Origin of the sequence: Gordonia sp. SGD-V-85 (genome assembly GCF_001456905.1) — a bacterium.
GTDB classification, from domain to species: domain Bacteria; phylum Actinomycetota; class Actinomycetes; order Mycobacteriales; family Mycobacteriaceae; genus Gordonia; species Gordonia hongkongensis.
In genome coordinates this window covers 355260-372329 of the sequence record NZ_LNQO01000001.1, presented here as the reverse complement: position 1 = coordinate 372329, position 17070 = coordinate 355260, and the positions used below count along the sequence as shown (strand labels likewise).

The 17070-nt window shown below is 69.4% G+C and carries 14 protein-coding genes; 12 read left to right on the top strand and 2 right to left on the bottom strand.

Translation table 11 applies throughout. The features are described from left to right. The first annotated feature begins 137 nt into the window (after window positions 1-137). Window positions 138-1136 carry a zinc-binding dehydrogenase gene (locus tag AS181_RS01625; RefSeq protein WP_058249852.1) on the top strand — a complete coding sequence of 333 codons (999 nt, stop codon included), beginning with the start codon at window positions 138-140 and terminating at the stop codon, window positions 1134-1136. Between the two features lie 96 nt (window positions 1137-1232). Here the strand turns inward: AS181_RS01625 and AS181_RS01620 are convergent, their stop codons facing one another. Next, a complete protein-coding gene (locus AS181_RS01620) occupies window positions 1233-1856 on the bottom strand; it encodes a TetR/AcrR family transcriptional regulator (protein WP_035716912.1) in 624 nt (207 codons plus the stop codon). Window positions 1857-1990: 134 nt separating this feature from the next. Between AS181_RS01620 and AS181_RS01615 the strand changes: the two genes are divergently transcribed. Genes AS181_RS01615 through AS181_RS01605 form a run of 3 tightly spaced genes read left to right on the top strand, consistent with a single transcriptional unit; the run spans window position 1991 to window position 5228 of the window. Further along, on the top strand, window positions 1991-3628 hold the full coding sequence (locus tag AS181_RS01615; RefSeq protein WP_058249851.1) for an AMP-binding protein: 1638 nt from the start codon (window positions 1991-1993) through the stop codon (window positions 3626-3628). Then, window positions 3625-4473, top strand: coding sequence for an enoyl-CoA hydratase/isomerase family protein (locus AS181_RS01610; RefSeq protein WP_231742209.1), 849 nt, complete (start codon window positions 3625-3627; stop codon window positions 4471-4473). Before AS181_RS01615 ends, AS181_RS01610 begins: the two co-directional genes overlap by 4 nt. Beyond that, window positions 4470-5228: an SDR family NAD(P)-dependent oxidoreductase gene (locus AS181_RS01605; protein WP_058249850.1), complete on the top strand. Its 759-nt coding sequence runs from the start codon at window positions 4470-4472 to the stop codon at window positions 5226-5228. Before AS181_RS01610 ends, AS181_RS01605 begins: the two co-directional genes overlap by 4 nt. Before the next feature lie 7 nt (window positions 5229-5235). On the opposite strand, the gene AS181_RS01600 is transcribed toward AS181_RS01605, so the two are convergent. Next, window positions 5236-6222, bottom strand: coding sequence for an Lrp/AsnC family transcriptional regulator (locus tag AS181_RS01600; protein ID WP_058249849.1), 987 nt, complete (start codon window positions 6220-6222; stop codon window positions 5236-5238). A gap of 133 nt (window positions 6223-6355) precedes the next feature. Here AS181_RS01600 and AS181_RS01595 point away from each other — a divergent pair, with 133 nt between their 5' ends. The 8 genes from AS181_RS01595 to AS181_RS01560 all read left to right on the top strand — a co-directional run bounded on the left by AS181_RS01595 (window position 6356) and on the right by AS181_RS01560 (window position 17055). Beyond that, window positions 6356-7504, top strand: a complete 1149-nt coding sequence (locus AS181_RS01595; protein ID WP_058249848.1) for an NAD/NADP-dependent octopine/nopaline dehydrogenase family protein — start codon at window positions 6356-6358, stop codon at window positions 7502-7504. Then, a complete protein-coding gene (locus AS181_RS01590; RefSeq protein ID WP_058249847.1) occupies window positions 7501-8490 on the top strand; it encodes a 3-hydroxybutyryl-CoA dehydrogenase in 990 nt (329 codons plus the stop codon). The genes AS181_RS01595 and AS181_RS01590 overlap by 4 nt, the downstream gene beginning before the upstream one ends. 202 nt (window positions 8491-8692) lie before the next feature. Then, window positions 8693-10054 (top strand): MFS transporter, encoded by a 1362-nt coding sequence (locus AS181_RS01585; protein ID WP_058249846.1) that lies wholly within the window; start codon window positions 8693-8695, stop codon window positions 10052-10054. 74 nt (window positions 10055-10128) lie between these two features. Beyond that, entirely contained in the window at window positions 10129-10734 is a 606-nt protein-coding gene (locus tag AS181_RS01580) for a DJ-1/PfpI family protein (RefSeq protein WP_058249845.1), read from the top strand. Further along, the gene (locus AS181_RS01575) at window positions 10731-11177 is read left to right on the top strand and encodes a MarR family winged helix-turn-helix transcriptional regulator (protein WP_058249844.1); all 447 of its coding nucleotides are present in this window, start codon (window positions 10731-10733) and stop codon (window positions 11175-11177) included. Before AS181_RS01580 ends, AS181_RS01575 begins: the two co-directional genes overlap by 4 nt. 45 nt (window positions 11178-11222) lie before the next feature. After that, the gene (locus AS181_RS01570; RefSeq protein WP_058249843.1) at window positions 11223-12545 is read left to right on the top strand and encodes an aspartate aminotransferase family protein; all 1323 of its coding nucleotides are present in this window, start codon (window positions 11223-11225) and stop codon (window positions 12543-12545) included. A gap of 20 nt (window positions 12546-12565) precedes the next feature. Then, window positions 12566-15550, top strand: a complete 2985-nt coding sequence (locus AS181_RS01565) for an FAD-binding and (Fe-S)-binding domain-containing protein (protein ID WP_058249842.1) — start codon at window positions 12566-12568, stop codon at window positions 15548-15550. Continuing rightward, window positions 15547-17055: an NAD-dependent succinate-semialdehyde dehydrogenase gene (locus AS181_RS01560; RefSeq protein ID WP_058249841.1), complete on the top strand. Its 1509-nt coding sequence runs from the start codon at window positions 15547-15549 to the stop codon at window positions 17053-17055. The genes AS181_RS01565 and AS181_RS01560 overlap by 4 nt, the downstream gene beginning before the upstream one ends. Window positions 17056-17070: the final 15 nt, after the last annotated feature.

Genomic DNA, 17070 nt, shown 5'->3' with positions numbered 1-17070 from the left:
CCGACCGCGATGTCCACACGCCCGCTGCGCCTCTGCCGTCTACGTTGTTCACCGGGCGCGCCGGCTGGACGACCCGACCCGAACACGGCGTCCACCTCGACCGGTTCGGCGCTCACCCCCCTGAAAGGAACGCATTGATGAAACGCTGGCAGGCAAGCGAGTTCGGCGCGCCGAGCACCGTATTGAAGAAGGTGGAAGTCGTCCTACCCGAACCCGGTCCGAACGAGGCCCGCGTGCGCGTCCTGGCCGCCAGCGTGGCGCTTCCCGACCTGATGATGGTCCAGGGCCGCTACCCGCTGGTCCCCTCGCCCCCGGTCTCTCCCGGCCAGGAAATCGTAGGCATCGTGGACAAACCCGGCCCCGGATACCCCTTCCCCGCAGGCACCCGGATCATGGGCAACAGCCGTGCCGACATCGCGATCGGCGGGCTCGCCGAGTACACACTCAGCCCGACTGCCGGGGCGACGCCCGCCCCCGCCGAACTCACCGACGCGCAGGCCGCCGGATTCCCCGGCTCCTACCACGTCGCCCATGTCGGCCTCGCCCACCGGGCCACACTCCACGAAGGCGAAACCCTCCTGGTGCTGGGTGGCTCAGGGCGCACGGGGTCGGCCGCCATCCAGCTCGGCAAAGCCCTGGGCGCCACCGTGATCGCCACCGCCCGCCACAAGGACAAAGCGCGCTTCTGCCGTCTCCAGGGCGCCGATCACGTCATCGACCTCGGCGAACAGGATCTCGCAGATACGGTCCACGAACTCACCGGCGGCCAGGGCGCTGGCGTCATCTACGACACGGTCGGCGGTGAAGCATACGAGCAAGCCACCTCGGCTGTCAGCCGCGGGGGACGCGTTCTGCTGGTCGGATTCGCCAGTGGCACATGGGGACAACCCGACCCCCAGCACATCGTCTTCAACGACTACTCGGTCAGCGGAGCACTTGCCCTCTTCCGCTCCGACACCGAACGCGACCTCACCCGCGAAGCCCTATCCGCCTTCCTGCGCGACGGGTCGATCTCCCCGCCCGTCACCGAGACCTACGACTTCGATGACGCGCCGGCCGCCGTCACCAGCCGCGGCGGAGGCGCCGTCGGCCAGGCCGTCGTCACCATGGTTCAAGCGGTCGTCCCGCAACTGTGACGGGCGCTGGGGCGCAGCGGGCACGCAGAACCTGATCAGCCGGCTCGAAGGGCGATGCTACGACGGCGTGATCGACATCGAAGACGCGGGCCGCCCTCACCGATCGGCCAGCAGCCCGTTCAGAAGAAGGGTTCCCAGTTCGCCGAAAGCGTCGGCGGCACTCATTCCGGTGCGTTCGAGGAGAACTCCGGACTGGACACCTTCGATGGCCAGCGCCACCAGCTGGGCGGCGAAGTTCCCGTCGGTGGCCCGGAAGTCGCCCGCCTCGATGCCTTCCTCGATCAGCTCGCGCACACGTTCGGCGGCACGCTCGGTGTTACGCGCATAGATCTGGGCGGTCGGTCCGAAGGCGACCATGTCGTCGTAGAACGCCTGCGAATTGCGGCGCATCGCCTCGGCCACACCGCCGAGGTAGACGAGGATGCGCGTGCGCGCCTCGTCATGCTCGGCAACACGCTGCTCGATGAGTTCGGCCGATGACCCGAAGAATCGCTTGGTCGCGAGTACGACCATCTGCTCCTTGGTCGGCGCGACGCTGTACAGCGTCGCCCGCGAGCAATGCAGACGTTCCGTCAGCTCCCCGACGGTGACGGTGGTGAAGCCCTCGGCGAGGAAGATCTCTTCGATGCTGTCCAGCAGGTCGGCGCGCCGAGTCGCGTCCACCCGCCGTCGTCGCGGCGTCTTCACCTGCGCACGCCCGCGATTCACCACTTCCGCCATCCCGCGAGTCTGACACACGAATCGAACTCGACGGCGGTCCGCAATCGGCGTGGTACAAAAGTGGGTACTCTATGCTATTTTTTAGTACCCAGTGTTTTTCCGGCACGGACCTGAGTTCACCATTGGAGTTGGCCATGGCATCCCCTGTTGACACACGCGTGCGCGAGATCCTCGCCACCTACACCGGCGACGGCGTCGATGTCGCCCACCTGCTCTGCGACCGGCACCCCACAGACGCCGTGGCACTGACGTTCGTCGACGCAGACCGCTCGATCCGGCAGGCCACCTTCGGCGAACTGGCCGAGTCGTCGAAGCGGGTGGCCGCCGTCCTCGCCGCACGCGGGGTCGGTCAGGGGTCCCGAGTGGCGACCCTGATGGGCAAGAGCCCGGAATTGCTGGCCGTGGTCCTGGGCATCTGGCGCCTGGGCGCGGTGTACGCGCCGCTGTTCACCGCGTTTGCGGAGGCCGCGGTGTCCTCACGGCTGGTCGATGCCGACGTGACGGTGGTGATCGCCGACGAGGACCAGGCCCACAAAGTGCCCGACGGCACATGGGAACTGGTCGTCAACACCGCTGAGGCCTCCGACGGATCCTTGGCCGCGCTGACGCAGGCGGTGTCCGCCGGTGACGTGGCCGGGCAGACCTCGGTGGCCGTCGGCGGCGACGGACCCCTGGTCCACATGTTCACCTCCGGAACCACCGGCAAGCCCAAGGGCGTCGTGCACCCGGTGCGCTATGCCGCCGGGTGGCAGAGTTACCTCGAGTTCGGCCTCGGGGTGGACACCGAGAGCGTGTTCTGGTGCGGCGCGGACCCGGGATGGGCCTACGGGCTCTACACCGCGATCGTGGCACCGCTGGCCGCTGGGATCACCACCACGCTGACCCGCGGAGGTTTCTCCCCGCAGGCGACCTGGGCAGCGCTCGACGAGCTGCGCGTGACCGACTACGCCGCCGCGCCGACGGTGTATCGCGGTCTGTTGACCTCGCCGGACGCCCCGCCGGAGGGGTTGTCCCTCAAGCGGTTGTCCAGCGCCGGCGAGCCACTGACCCCCGAGGTCAACGAGTGGGCGCAACAGGTGCTCGGGTTGCAGGTCCACGACCACTACGGGCAGACCGAGCTGGGCATGCCGATCGGCTATCCCCACCATCGGCTCCTCGAACGGCCCATCGTCGCCGGCGCCATGGGGGTGTCCCTACCGGGTTGGCAGATGACCGTCCTGCGGACCGACACCGATGTCGCGGCGGACTTCGGTGAGGTGGGACAGCTGGCCGTCGACGTCACCGCCAGCGACTTCATGACCTTCACCGCTTACGCCGGCAACGCCGAGGCGACAGCGAAGCGCTTCCGCGGCGACGGACGCTACTTCCTGACCGGCGACATCGCCACGATCGACTCCGACGGCGTCATCCGGTTCTCCTCCCGCGACGACGACGTCATCCTGATGGCCGGCTACCGGATCGGGCCCTTCGACGTCGAGTCGGTGCTGCTCACCCATCCCGCCGTCGCCGAATGCGCCGTCATCGCCGCACCCGACCGCGTCCGCGGGGAAGTGGTCGAGGCCTTCGTCGTGCTCGCATCGAACTGGACCGTCGACGGGGCGACCACGGAAAGCGAACTGCAGCAGTGGGTCAAGACCCACTACGCCGCCCACGCCTACCCGCGACAAGTACACCTGGTCCCGGCCTTGCCCAAGACCCCGAGCGGAAAGATCCAGCGCGCCGAACTGCGCAAGCAGCGCCGCGAACAGACCACCGAAGGCTCGCCGTCGTGAGCGCCGGAGACCCCCTGGGCACCGGGGACACCCCGACCGTTCTCGTCGCCGCCGATGGACCGATCCGGATCCTCACCCTTAACCGGCCGCGTCGTCGTAACGCGCTCAACGCCGAACTCATCGCCGATCTCGACCGCGCACTGAGCGACGCCGAAGCCGATCCCGACGCAGGCGCGATCGTGCTCACCGGGGCCGGCCCGTCGTTCTGTGCAGGCGCGGACCTGAAGTACTTCCTCGAGCTCGACGAACACGGAGAGTCACCCATCGAGTTCCTCCGCGACGTCTCCGCCCTGTGCACCCGACTGGAGACCAGCAGGCTACCCGTGATCGCCGCGATCCACGGGCACGCGGTCGCCGGCGGCATGGAGCTGGCATTGGCCTGCGACGTGGTGATCGCCGCCGACACCGCACTCATCGGCGACGGCCATGTCCGCAACAACCTGCTTCCCGCAGGCGGTGCCAGCGTCCGACTCCCGCGCAAACTCGGCGTCTCGATGGCCCGATGGCTGGCCTTGACCGGTGAACTCGTTGCCGCACAACAACTCATGCCCACGGGCTGGTTGCACAGCGTGGTACCCGAGGACACCCTCGTCGACGCCGCCACGGCGGCCGCACGCATCCTCACCGATCAGCACGGTCCCGCCCAGGCACGCTACAAACGACTGCTGTTCGACCTCGACACCGTCGACCCGCACACCGGCCTCGCCCTCGAGCTCGACACGTTCGACGCACACTGGCGCGCACACGACGTCCCCGCTGCACTGAAGAAATTCCTCACTCGCCAAACAACATCGGCACCCGCAGTGCCCCAGACCGCGGTATCTCAGACAGGAGCACGACGATGAACCGTTTCGACTCACAGGTGGTCGTCATCACCGGCGGCGCCCAAGGACTCGGAGCAGCCATGGCCCAGCAGTTCGCCGCCGAGGGAGCCACTGTCGTCATCGGTGACGTCAATGCCGACACAGCCCGGGCCACCGCCGACACGATCGCCACCGCCGTCGGCCGGGAATGCCACGCCGACGCCATCGATGTCACCGACTCCACTCGGGTGACCGAGTGGATCGACTCGATCGCCGAAAGGCACGGCCGCATCGACGTCCTGGTCAATGCAGCCGGCATCATCCGCGACAACCGTGCCGAGAACATCTCCGACGCCGACTGGCACGCGGTGATCGACGTCTCCCTGTCCGGCACCTTCTTCTGCGCCCGCGCCGCGCTCCCCCACATGCGTGCCAACCAGTACGGGCGGATAGTGTCGTTCTCCTCGATGAGCTGGCGCGGGAACTTCGGTCAGTCCAACTACGTCGCGGCCAAGGCCGGCATCGTCGGACTCACCCGCACCCTCGCACTGGAAACCGCGCGCGACGGCATCACCGTCAACGCCATCGCGCCAGGACTCATCGAAACCCCGATGCTCGCCTCGATGGACGCCGCAGCCCGCGACAAGCTGGTTTCCAAAGTGCCCCAACGCACTACCGGTGACCCCGCGGACATCGCCGAAGCCGCCGCATTCCTGTGCTCCCCCGCCGCCCGCTACATCACCGGCATCGTCCTCGACGTCGACGGCGGCATCAGCATCGGATCGTCCATCCGCTGACGGACCCTCACAGGACGACGGGAACCGATCCCGTGCGGCAGCCCGACCGGTCGAGCAGCGAGCCCAGTCGCTTCGGGGTCTCCAGCGTGACCGAACGGTCTGCGACGACGAGCCCCGGTACCCGGCTCTCGAGTTGCTGCTCGAACTCCGACAACTCGCCGATGGTGTGCAACCACACGCCCATCACGATGTTCGCGGTACCGGTCACCTCGCCACACACCCGCACCTGGGGCAGGTCGTCGAGCGCGTCTACGAGCGCCGAGATCGACCGCGACGACGCCCGCGCCCACACGTTCGCCGTGACCGGCCAGCCGCTGATGACATGGGCCACTTCGCATCTGATCGACAGAACGCGTTCGGCGACGAGGGCGGTCAGCCGACGCCGGACGGTCGGCGCACTCAGTCCGCTCGCGGCAGCCAGGTCGACCGCCGAGCGTCGACCGTCCTCGGCCAGCGCGGCGATGAGCCGCAGATCCATCTCGTCGGGTCCGTGCACCAGCGGACGATGCTCGGGCCGGTACTCGCCGAGCACCGACTCGTCGGCGTCGGAGAGCGTGTGCACCCGCCAGCGTTCGCTCTCGCCGAAGACCCGCATCACCACCCTCGTCCGGGTCCTGGCGACGCCCTCGGTCTCGGCGAGGCGCTGCACCCAGTCGCCGAGGAAACCGAGGTCCGGGACCATCACGGTCAGCAGGAGGTCGCCGTCGCCCGCGGTGCGCTGGATCGTGGCCACATGCCGGTCGGCGGCGAGATGCTCGACGAGCTCCTCGCGCCGCGACGACGCCTGGAGCTCGACGAAGGCGCTGCAGCGAGTGTTGAGGTACGCGGCACCGGGATAGGTCACGATCCAGGCGAGCCCACTGTCGACGAGCCGCTCCCAGCGACGGGCCGCGGTCGCCGCGCTCACGCCCACGACGTCGCCGACCACGCCCCAGGGCGCCCGCGGCGCAACCTGCAGAGCGTGAACGATCTGATAATCGAGGTCGTCCGGCACGCAACAATCCTGCATCACGCGGTGAACTTTTTTCGGTATCGGCAGTCGCCGGGACAGCCCGCGGCAGCGCTCCTACGTTTCCTCCCAACACCCAGTGGCCGCACGGGCGGTCCGGAAACGAGGAGGACGATCAGTGAAGGTCTGCGTCATCGGCGGAGGTCACGGCTCTTACGCGGCTGCGGCGGAACTCAGCGAGAAGGACCACCATGTCACCTGGTGGCGACGGGACTCCGCGGCGTTCTCGTCGCTGGTCGAGCGCGGGACGCTCGACATCGACGATCACCTCGGCCGGCGGCAGATCGGTGTCGACGGTCTGCACCTCGGCGACGCCGGCGACGGCGACACGGGCGGTGGAACCGGCGGTGGCATCTCGATCGTCGCCGATCTCGCCGAGGCGGTGTCCAACGCCGAGGTCGTCGTCGCGCCGGTGCCCGCCTTCGCCCACGAATCGCTCGCCCGGCAACTCGCGCCGCACCTGCGCGACGGTCAGATCGTCTACCTGCCGCCGGGCAGCTTCGGGTCGATCGTGTTCGCGCAAGCCGCGCGCGCGGCGGGCAACCCCGCCGACGTCGCGTTCGCCGAGACCGGCACCCTGCCCTACCTCGCGCGCAAACACGGTGACACCCGCGTCGTGGTCAGCGGATACGCCACGCGCCTGCCCACGGGGGTCTTCCCGGCACGGCACACCGACCGGGCGCTCGCGGTTCTCGGCGAGGTCTACCCCGCTGTCGAGCGCGTCGAGGACGCCCTCAGCGGCGCGCTGATGAACGCCGGGCCCATCATCCACCCGCCGCTCATCCTGATGAATGCCGGTCCACTGGAACACTTTCCGTCATGGGACATCCACAACGAGGGTACCCAGGACTCCATCCGGCGGGTCACCTCCGCGCTCGACGCCGAGCGCATCGCGGTCCGGGAGGCACTCGGCTACGGTGCGCCGCACTTCCCGCTCGCCGACCACTACACCGCCGACGGCGACGAGTGGATGTACGGCAACGCCGCCCACGAGAAGCTCACCGACAGCGGCGACTGGCGCGAGAACATCGACCTGCGGACCCACCGCTACATGACCGAGGACGTCGAGATCGGCCTCGCGCTGCTGAGTTCCGTGGCGACGTGGGCGGACGTGCCGTCTCCGGTGGCCGACGGCCTGCTCGCCCTCGCCGGGGCGGTCACCGGCCGCCCGGCCGCGACCCGCGGGCGCACCTTGGCGAACCTGGGGCTGGCCGACCTCGACCCGTCCGGCATGCGGACATACCTCCACGACGGGCCGGCGCAGTGACGGGCCGCCACATCGCCGTTGTCGGCGCCGGCCGGATGGGCCAGGGCATCGCCGCGGCGCTGGCCTTCGGGAATGTCGCGGTGACGGTCGTCGACCTCCGCGACCGCGGCGCTGGCGCAGCGGCCTATCTCGACGGGGTCCGCGCATCGGTTCGGCAAGCACTCGCGCACAAGGTCACGCTCGGCCTGCTGGCGGTCGAGGACCTCGAGGACGTCGCGACACTGGTGACGGTCGTCGGAGAGGTCGACGCCCTCGCCCCGATGGCCGGGGCGGATCTCGTCTTCGAAGCCGTGCCCGAGGTCGCGGAGGTCAAGCGTGACACGCTCACCTGGATCGAGGCCATGGTCGGCGACACCGTCCCCATCGCGTCGACCACGTCGAGTTTCCTCGTCGACGAACTCGCCGGCTCGCTGGCGGCGCCGGCGCGATTCCTCAACGCGCACTGGCTCAACCCGGCCGATCTCATGCCGCTCGTCGAGGTGGCGCCCGGCACGGCGACGAGTCCCGCGGCCGTCGACGCCACCCGCGACCTGCTGGTCGCGGTCGGGAAGGTCCCCGTGGTGTGCGCCCCCTCGCCCGGGTACATCGTCCCCCGGCTCCAGGCGTTGGTGATGAACGAGGCCGCGCGCATGGTGGCCGAGGGGGTGGCGAGCGCCGCGGACATCGACACCGCTGTCCGCATCGGATTCGGTTCGCGCTTCGCGGTTCTCGGGTTGCTCGAGTTCATCGACTGGGGCGGCTGCGACACCCTCTTCCACGCGTCGAACTACCTGCGTCGAGAGCTCGGCGAGAGGTTCGCACCAGCAGCGCTGGTCGAGACGAACATGACGTCCGGCCGCCGTGGGATATCCGACGGCGCAGGCTTTTACGAGTTCGACCCGGCGACCGTCGCCGACTACCGGGCACAGCGGATCGCCGACTTCGCGCGAGTGCTCGACGCCGTCGGACGCCTCGCCCGCCACGAGGAGTTCAGCAAGGCCGACTGACCCGACCGGACACGCCCACGTCCCGCCACCGGAGTCCCCGGCGGCGCGGTCAAGCACGCCCGGTCGCGTCCAATAATTCGGCGCGGTAAAGCTTTTCCCGATTCCCCGCGAGCCGCGGGTCCGACACAATCGATTCATCCACGAGTACAGCCAACGAACGCCGGCCTCCACGGCCCGTTCGACCACCGATGAGGAGTGATCCGTGGTAACTCTCGACAACTCTGCACCACCCGACCCGTCGGCACCGAGTGCCGCCGCGCCCCGGCGGGAGCGCACCACGCGCGTCGCCGTCGCGTCCGGCGTCGGCACGATCATGGAGTTCTACGACTTCGCGATCTACGGCACCGCGACGGCACTGGTCTTCAACAAGATCTTCTTCAACGTCGACGATCCCTGGTTCGGCACCTTCCTCGGATTCGCGACCTTCGCGGTCGGTTTCGTGATGGCGCCGATCGGAGCCCTGATCTTCGGACATTTCGGGGACAGATTCGGTCGGCGCAAGGCGCTGACCGCGGCCTTCCTCCTCATGGGCGGGTCGACCCTGGCGATGGGCGTCCTCCCCGACTACCAGGCCATCGGGATCGTGGCGCCGATCATCCTGATCTTCCTCCGCATGGTGCACGGCATCTCACGAGGCGGTGAGATCGGCGGCGCGGCCCTGCTCGCCGCCGAACACGCCCCGGCGCACCGGCGTGGTCTGTACGGGTGTTTCGTCACCCTCGGTTCGCCGGTCGGCGGCATCCTGGCCAATCTGTCGTTCGCGCTCGTGCTGCTGATGCCCATGGAGCAGGTCCTGGCGTGGGGCTGGCGCATCCCGTTCCTCATCGGCGGCGTCGTACTGGCGATCGGGGTGTGGACGCGGTCCCGGGTCAGCGAGACACCGGACTTCGTCGAGTCCAAGCGGGCAGAGGAGAACTCGCCGCCGGCCTTCGCGGTTCTCCGGCAGAACTGGCGTCGCGTCGCCCTGGCCGCCGGGATCAACGTCGGTCAGAACTGTTACGCCTTCCTGTTGTTCACGTTCATGCTGTCCTTCCTGACCGAGACCGATCCGGGACGCGGCTTCGAGCGGTCGCCGGTGGTCCTGGGCAGTACGCTGGCGCTCGCCTGTCACGCCGCGACCGTCGTGCTCGGCAGTCACCTGTCCGACCGATTCGGCCGCAAACCGGTGATCGGATTCGGGATGATCACGTCACTGCTGTTCGCGCCGATCCTGTTCTGGGTCACCGCGTCCGGGTCCCTGGCGGCCTGCATCACGGTCATCTCGATCGGGTTCGCGCTCACCGGCTTCGTCTACGGTCCGATGCTCACGACCTTCGCGGAGCTGTTCCCGATCACGCAGCGCTACAGCGGCATCGGGATCGGTTTCCAGGTCGGCGCGGTGCTGGGCGGCGGCCTGGCGCCGATGATCGCGAACCGGATCGTCAGCGCCACCGGCAGCGTGATCCCCGTCGGCTTCTATGCGGCGGCCCTGATGGCGATCAGCTTCTGCTGCCTGATGGTCATCCGCGAGACGGCTCCCGCGCTCGCCGGGCGGCCGACGTTGCGGCAACGCCTGCGTAGCTGACCTCGCGGACCGGGTATTGACAGCATCCTGTCATTAATGACAGGATGCTGTCATAGTCGTCCGAAGGAGGCACCATGAAGACCGTCCATCTCGCCCTGTACCCGACGCTCGCGGATTGGGAGTTCGGGTACGTCGCGTCCGGCATCAACAATCCCGAGTACCAGGCCGAGCCGGGAACGTTCCGGATCGTGACCGTCGGCGCGACTACCGAGCCGGTCCGCACCATCGGCGGGGTCACGATGGTGCCCGACACGACGCTCGACGAGATCACGCCCGCGGACAGCGCGATGCTCGTCCTGCCCGGCGCCCAGATCTGGGAGACCAACGACGCGTTCGTCGACGCCGCGCGGCGCTGGTCCGACGCCGGCACCCCGGTAGCCGGGATCTGCGGCGCGACAATGGGTCTCGCGCGTGCCGGACTACTCGACGACCGACGCCACACCAGCAACGCGCCGGAGCAGTTGTCGCCCACCGGTTATGCCGGGGCCGCCCACTACGTCGACGCCCCCGCCGTCACCGACCGCGGCGTCATCACCGCGGCAGCGATCGCCCCGGTCGACTTCGCACGGGAGGTCTTCGCGCTGCTCGGCGTCTACACGCCGCCGGTGCTCGACGCCTGGTACCAGCTCTACGGCCACCAGGACCCCAGCGGCTTCTACGCGCTGGCCGGCGAGCAGTGAGAGACCCGCAGGACCTGCTGTCGGCCTCCGCGCTGACAGCGTTTCGGCTGAACGGCCAGTTCCTCAGCCTCGCCGAGCGTCTCGCCGAACCCGCCGGGCTGACCGCCACGCGGTGGCAGGTGCTCGGCGCGGTGCTCGACGAACCGCTGCCGGTCGCGGGCATCGCACGAGCGATGGGGATCACGCGGCAGAGCGTGCAACGCACCGCCGACCTCCTCGTCGCCGACGGACTGGCCGAGTACCGCGACAATCCGGCCCACCGTCGCGCCAAGCTCGTCGCCCCCACCGCAGCCGGCCTCGCGGCCGTCCGGGCGATCAACCCGGGACATCGCGCGGCGGCCATCCGATTGGCGACCGCGCTCGACCCGGCCCGGTGGGAGCACGCCTTGACCGCACTCCGCGATCTCAGCGCCGCCCTGGACGAACTCGACGACCAGCGCTGATGTCTAATTGTTGACAATCGTACGATCGAGCGTCACCGTGTAGCCATGACAGCCGGCGTCGAGTCCCAGATCCTCAGTTCCCAGGTCCGCACCGACCAGACCGCGTCGTTGAGCCCCGCCCTGAAACAGGCGACTCCCGTCGTCGTCGACACTGCGGCCGGTTCGTGGATCCGGGGCACCGACGGTCGCGACTATCTCGACTTCACCACCGGTATCGGCGTGACCAGTACCGGCCACTGCCACCCGCACGTCGTCGCGGCCGCGCAGGCGCAGTGCGCCAAGATCATCCACGCGCAGTACACCACCGTGATGCACACCCCGCTCCTCGAGCTCACCGCCCGACTCGGGGCGGTACTGCCCACGGGCCTCGACTCCGTCTTCTACGCGAACTCCGGTTCCGAAGCCGTGGAGGCCGCCGTCCGTCTCGCCCGGATGGCCACCGCGAAGCCCAACATCATCGTGTTCCAGGGCGGCTTCCACGGCCGGACCGTCGCCGCGGCCAGCCTGACGACGGCCGGCACCCGCTTCTCCGCCGGCTTCTCGCCCCTGATGAGCGGCGTGCACATGGCTCCGTTCCCCTATGCCTACCGCTACGGCTGGGACACCGACACCGCGGTCGACTTCGCACTCCGTGAACTCGACTACCTGCTGCAGTCGCGCGTCGCCCCCAACGACACCGCGGCCTTCCTCATCGAGCCGGTGCTGGGCGACGGCGGCTACCTGCCCACCCCGCCGCGCTTCCTGCAGGGCCTGCGCGAGCGCGCCGACCGCCACAGGATCCTCCTCGTTCTCGACGAGGTACAGGCGGGATTCGGTCGCACCGGCAGGTTCTGGGGTCACCAGCACGCGGCGGGCCTGACCCCCGACATCCTGATCACCGCCAAGGGCCTGGCATCGGGATTCCCGATCTCGGCGATCGCGGCGCCGACGGAACTGATGAGCAAGGCGTGGCCGGGGTCGCAGGGCGGCACGTACGGCGGCAACGCCGTCGCGGCCGCCGCCGCGATCGCGACCCTCGATGTGATCGAGTCAGAGGGCCTCGTCGAGAACGCGCGCGTCCGCGGTGAGCAGTTGCTCGCCGGCCTGCGGCAGGTGTGTGCACCGTTCCCGGGCGTCGGCGACGTCCGCGGGCTGGGGCTGATGGCCGGCATCGAGTTCATCACGACCGATGCCGCCGGGAACACGACGCCCGACGCGGCGGCCGCGCTCGCCGTTCAGCAGGCCACCACCACCCAGGGGTTGCTCTCGCTCACGTGCGGGCCGTCGGCCAACGTCGTGCGCCTGATCCCCGCCCTGGTCGTCACCGCCGAGGAGATCGACCTCGGCGTCACCCGCTTCGGTGCCGCGCTCGCCGCGGCCCTGGGCTAGACCTGACAGCCCGGTCTCATATGCCACGGGTGGACATCGCAGCCGAACTCACCGCTCTCGGTGTCGATGTGGACGCCTCGACACGTCGCCTGGCCGAATACTCCTACGACGCCTCGAATTACCGTGTCCCGCCCCTGGCGGTCACCTTCCCGCGTACCGCCCGCGACGTCGCGACGGTGGTCGGGTGGTGTCATGACCACCGCGTCCCGGTGGTTCCCCGCGGCGGCGGGACCTCCATGGGCGGCAACGCGATCGGGCCCGGCGTCGTGCTCGACCTGTCCCGGCATCTCGACCACGTCCTGTCCGTCGACGCCGAATCCGCGACCGCGGTCGCGGGCGCCGGGATCGTCCTGACCACACTGGCCGCCGACGCACGAGCCGCCACCGGCGGCAGGCTCACCTTCGCGCCGGACCCGTCCTCGGCCTCGCGCGCGACCCTCGGCGGCGCGATCGGCAACGACGCCTGCGGCAATCACTCGGTTCGGTACGGCCGTACCAGCGACCACATCGTCGAACTGCACCTCGTCACCACCGACGGCCTGATGCTCACCGCAACCCGTGACGGCCTGCGGGCCACCGATCCCGCCGATGCCGCGGCAGCGGAGCGGGCGGCCGCGATCACCGCGTCGCTGCGGGAGCTGACCACCGCGAACCTGGCGATCCTGCGTACCCAGCTCGAGACCATCCCGCGGCAGGTCTCCGGTTACCATCTCGCGAAGCTGCTGCCGGAGAACGGTTTCGACGTGGCGCGCGCACTCGTCGGCAGCGAGGGAACCTGCGCGATAGTCGTGTCGGCATGCGTCACGCTGGTACCGGTCCCGACGTCTCAGCTCCTGCTGTGCGTCGGCTACCACTCCCCCGCCGACGCCGCCCGGGACGTACCGGCGATCCTTCCGTTCGCACCGTCGGCCATCGAAGGCATCGACCGCAAGATCGTCTCCACGATGGCGGCGCGGCGTGGCCACGACGCCGTCGCCGGCCTGCCCGACGGATCCGCGTGGTTGTTCATCGATGTCGACGAGGACAGCGCTGCCGCACAATCCGAGTCGGACGTACCGGCGACCGCCAAGCGGTTGCTCGACCACCTGCGCGCACAGGGACGGATGACCGACGCCACGGTGGTCGACGACCCCGCCCGCCGCCGGGCGCTGTGGCGGGTCCGCGAGGACGGCGCGGGTCTGTCGTCCCGACTGGCCGACCCCGACGACGAGAGCATCGGCGCGGGCTACGAGTCGTGGCCTGGTTGGGAGGACGCGGCCGTCGCACCCGAGCGGCTCGCCGACTACCTCGACGAGTTCGCCGGCCTGCTCGACCGGCACGGCCTCACCGGGGTCATGTACGGCCACTTCGGCGCCGGGTGCATGCACGTGCGCATCACGTTCGACCTGCGCTCCCCCGAGGGGCGCGCGGTGATGGCACGCTTCTGCACCGAGGCCGCCGAACTCGTGGTGCGACACGGCGGTTCACTGTCCGGTGAGCACGGTGACGGACGCGCCCGGTCGGCGCTGCTGCCGCTCATGTACAGCCCGGCGATGATGTCGGCCTTCACCCGCTTCAAGGCGATCTGGGACCCGCACGGAATCCTCAACCCGGGCAGCATCGTCGATCCGCCCCCGATCACCGCCGACCTCGCCCTCGCCCACGTGCCACGTCGCCTCTGGCCCACCGCTTTCGACCTGGGGCACGAACTCCCGCTCGTCGACCCGTTCGTCCACGCGGTACAGGGATGCATCGGCGTCGGACGGTGCCGGGCGGACTCCGGCGGGGTGATGTGTCCGAGCTACAAGGCCACCCGCGACGAAAAGGACTCCACCCGCGGGCGCGCCCGTGTGCTGCAGGACATGGTCCGCACCGCGCCGAGCGTCGACGAGGGATGGCGGTCCACCGATGTCGCGGAGGCGCTCGAACTGTGCCTGTCGTGCAAGGCGTGTTCCACCGACTGCCCGACCGGCGTCGACATGGCCACCTACAAGTCGGAGTTCCTCGACCACCACTATCGACGTCGGCTCCGCCCGCTGTCGCACTACTCCCTCGGCTGGATGCCCGCGTGGCTGTCGGCGGCGGGGCTCGCGGCACCGGTCCTCAACCGCGCACTGCGATCCAGGCTGAGCGGTCTCGCCGCGCGCGCCGGCGGACTCGACCCCCGGCGCACGATGCCCGCCTTTGCGACACAGCGTGCGCGGCGCACCCACCTCGGTGCACTCTCACCGGTCGACGCGTCGTCCACGGTCGTGCTGTTCGTCGACTCCTTCACCCGCGCCTTCCGGCCGCAGGTGGCCACCGCGGTCGCCGAGATCCTCCGGGCCGCCCACTCCGTCGACCGTGCGTCAGATCCCGTCGACCGTGCATCAGCTTCCGTCGGCTGTGCGGCCGACAACTGCTGCGGTCTCACGTGGATCTCCACCGGCCAGCTCGATCGTGCCCGAAAGGTGCTGCGCCGTACCGTCGCCGACCTCGACGAAGGGACGGACCGACCGATCGTCGTCGTCGAACCCAGTTGCGCCGCGGCGCTCGCGAAGGACCTGCCCGAACTCGTGCCGACCGACGCCGCCCGTCGCGTGGCTGCACGCGTGCGAAGTTTCGCCGCCCATGTGCCCACTCTGCTCGATGCCGGCTGGCGACCACCACCACTGCCCGACGAGGTGACGTTGCAGACCCATTGCCACGAGTACGCGGTGTTCGGCGCCCGGGTCGGCATCACCGCCCTGGAGGCCCTGGGGGTCACCGTGCACACCGCGGACGGTTGTTGTGGCGTGGCAGGCAACTTCGGTTTCGAGAAGGGTCACTACGAGGTGAGCATGGCCGTCGCCGAGAACGGACTCGCACCGGCGCTGCGGAACGCGCCGCAGCGGGCCGTCGTCACCGACGGGTTCAGCTGCGCGATGGCCGTCGAACACCTCGCCGCCGTCGACGACGCCCTCGCCCCCGCGCGCGTACGCGGAATCCATCTCGCCGAACTGCTCAGGGCATCACCCGATACCGATACTCCAGGAGTACAACCATGACGACCATCGCGCCCCAGACCGCTGCCGAAGCAGTGTCCCGCGTCCACACCGACCTGTTCGTCGACGGCGAGTGGGCTCCGGCCGCGTCGGGCAAGCGCTTCGACGTCGTGAACCCGGCCACGGAAGAGGTACTCGCCCAGGTGGCCGACGCCGACGCCGTAGACGCTCGGCGCGCGCTCGAGACCGCGGCCGCGCACCAGGCCGAGTGGGCCACGACCTCACCGCGGTTCCGCAGTGAGATCCTCTATCGCGCACATCAACTCATCATGACGCGCGCGGACGAGATCGCCGCGGCGATGACCGCGGAGATGGGCAAGCCCCTCGCTGAGGCCAAGGGCGAGGTCGCCTATGGCGCCGAGTTCTTCCGCTGGTTCGCCGAGGAAGCCGTGCGTATCGGTGGCGACTCCACCACCACCGGCGACGGATCGCACCGGGTCGTGGTGACCAGGCAGCCCGTCGGCCCGTGCATCCTCATCACGCCGTGGAACTTCCCGCTGGCCATGGCGACCCGCAAGATCGGGCCGGCCGTCGCGGCCGGTTGCACCATGGTCTTCAAGCCCGCCGAACTCACCCCGCTCACCTCCCTGCTGCTGGCCGACATCCTCGTCGAGGCCGGTCTGCCCGCGGGGGTGCTGAACATCGTCACGACCAGCGACCCGTCGACCGTCGTCACCGAGTGGATGGAGAGCGGACTCGCCCGCAAGGTCAGCTTCACCGGGTCGACCGAGGTCGGGAAACTACTCCTGCGTCAGGCGGCGGGCACGGTCATGCGGACGTCGATGGAGCTGGGCGGCAACGCGCCGTTCATCGTCTGCGCCGACGCGGACATCCCGCGGGCCGTCGACGGCCTGATGTTCGCCAAGATGCGCAACATCGGTCAGGCCTGCACGGCCGCCAATCGAGTCTTCGTGCACCGCAGCGTGATCGACGAGTTCACCGACGCCTTTGCCGCGAAGATGGCTGCGTTGCAGGTGGGTGATGGTGCGGCCGACGGTGTGCAGGTCGGCCCGCTCGTCGAATCGAAAGCCGTCGAGAAGGTCTCGGCGCTGGTGTCCGATGCCGTGGCCAAAGGCGCCACGGTCGTCTGCGGGGGCGAGAACCCGGACGGCCCGGGCTTCTTCTATCCGCCGACCGTCCTGACCGACGTCGGGCTCGACGCGGATCTCACTCGTACCGAGATCTTTGGGCCCGTCGCCGCGATCATCCCGTTCGGAAACGCCGACGACGCGGACGATCCCGCGGCCGACGACGAGGTCATCGCACTGGCCAACGACACCCCGTGGGGGTTGGTCAGCTACTTGTTCAGCCAGGACGTCGACCGCTGCGCCAGACTGTCGGCCGCGCTGGAAACCGGTATGGTCGGGGTCAACACCGGCGCCGTGTCCAATCCCGCAGCCCCGTTCGGGGGCGTCAAGGAATCGGGACTCGGCCGCGAGGGCGGACGCGTGGGCATCGAGGAATTCCTCGACATGAAGTACACCGCCACGCCGATTCCCCGTCGCTGACAGGGGTTCCGTTAT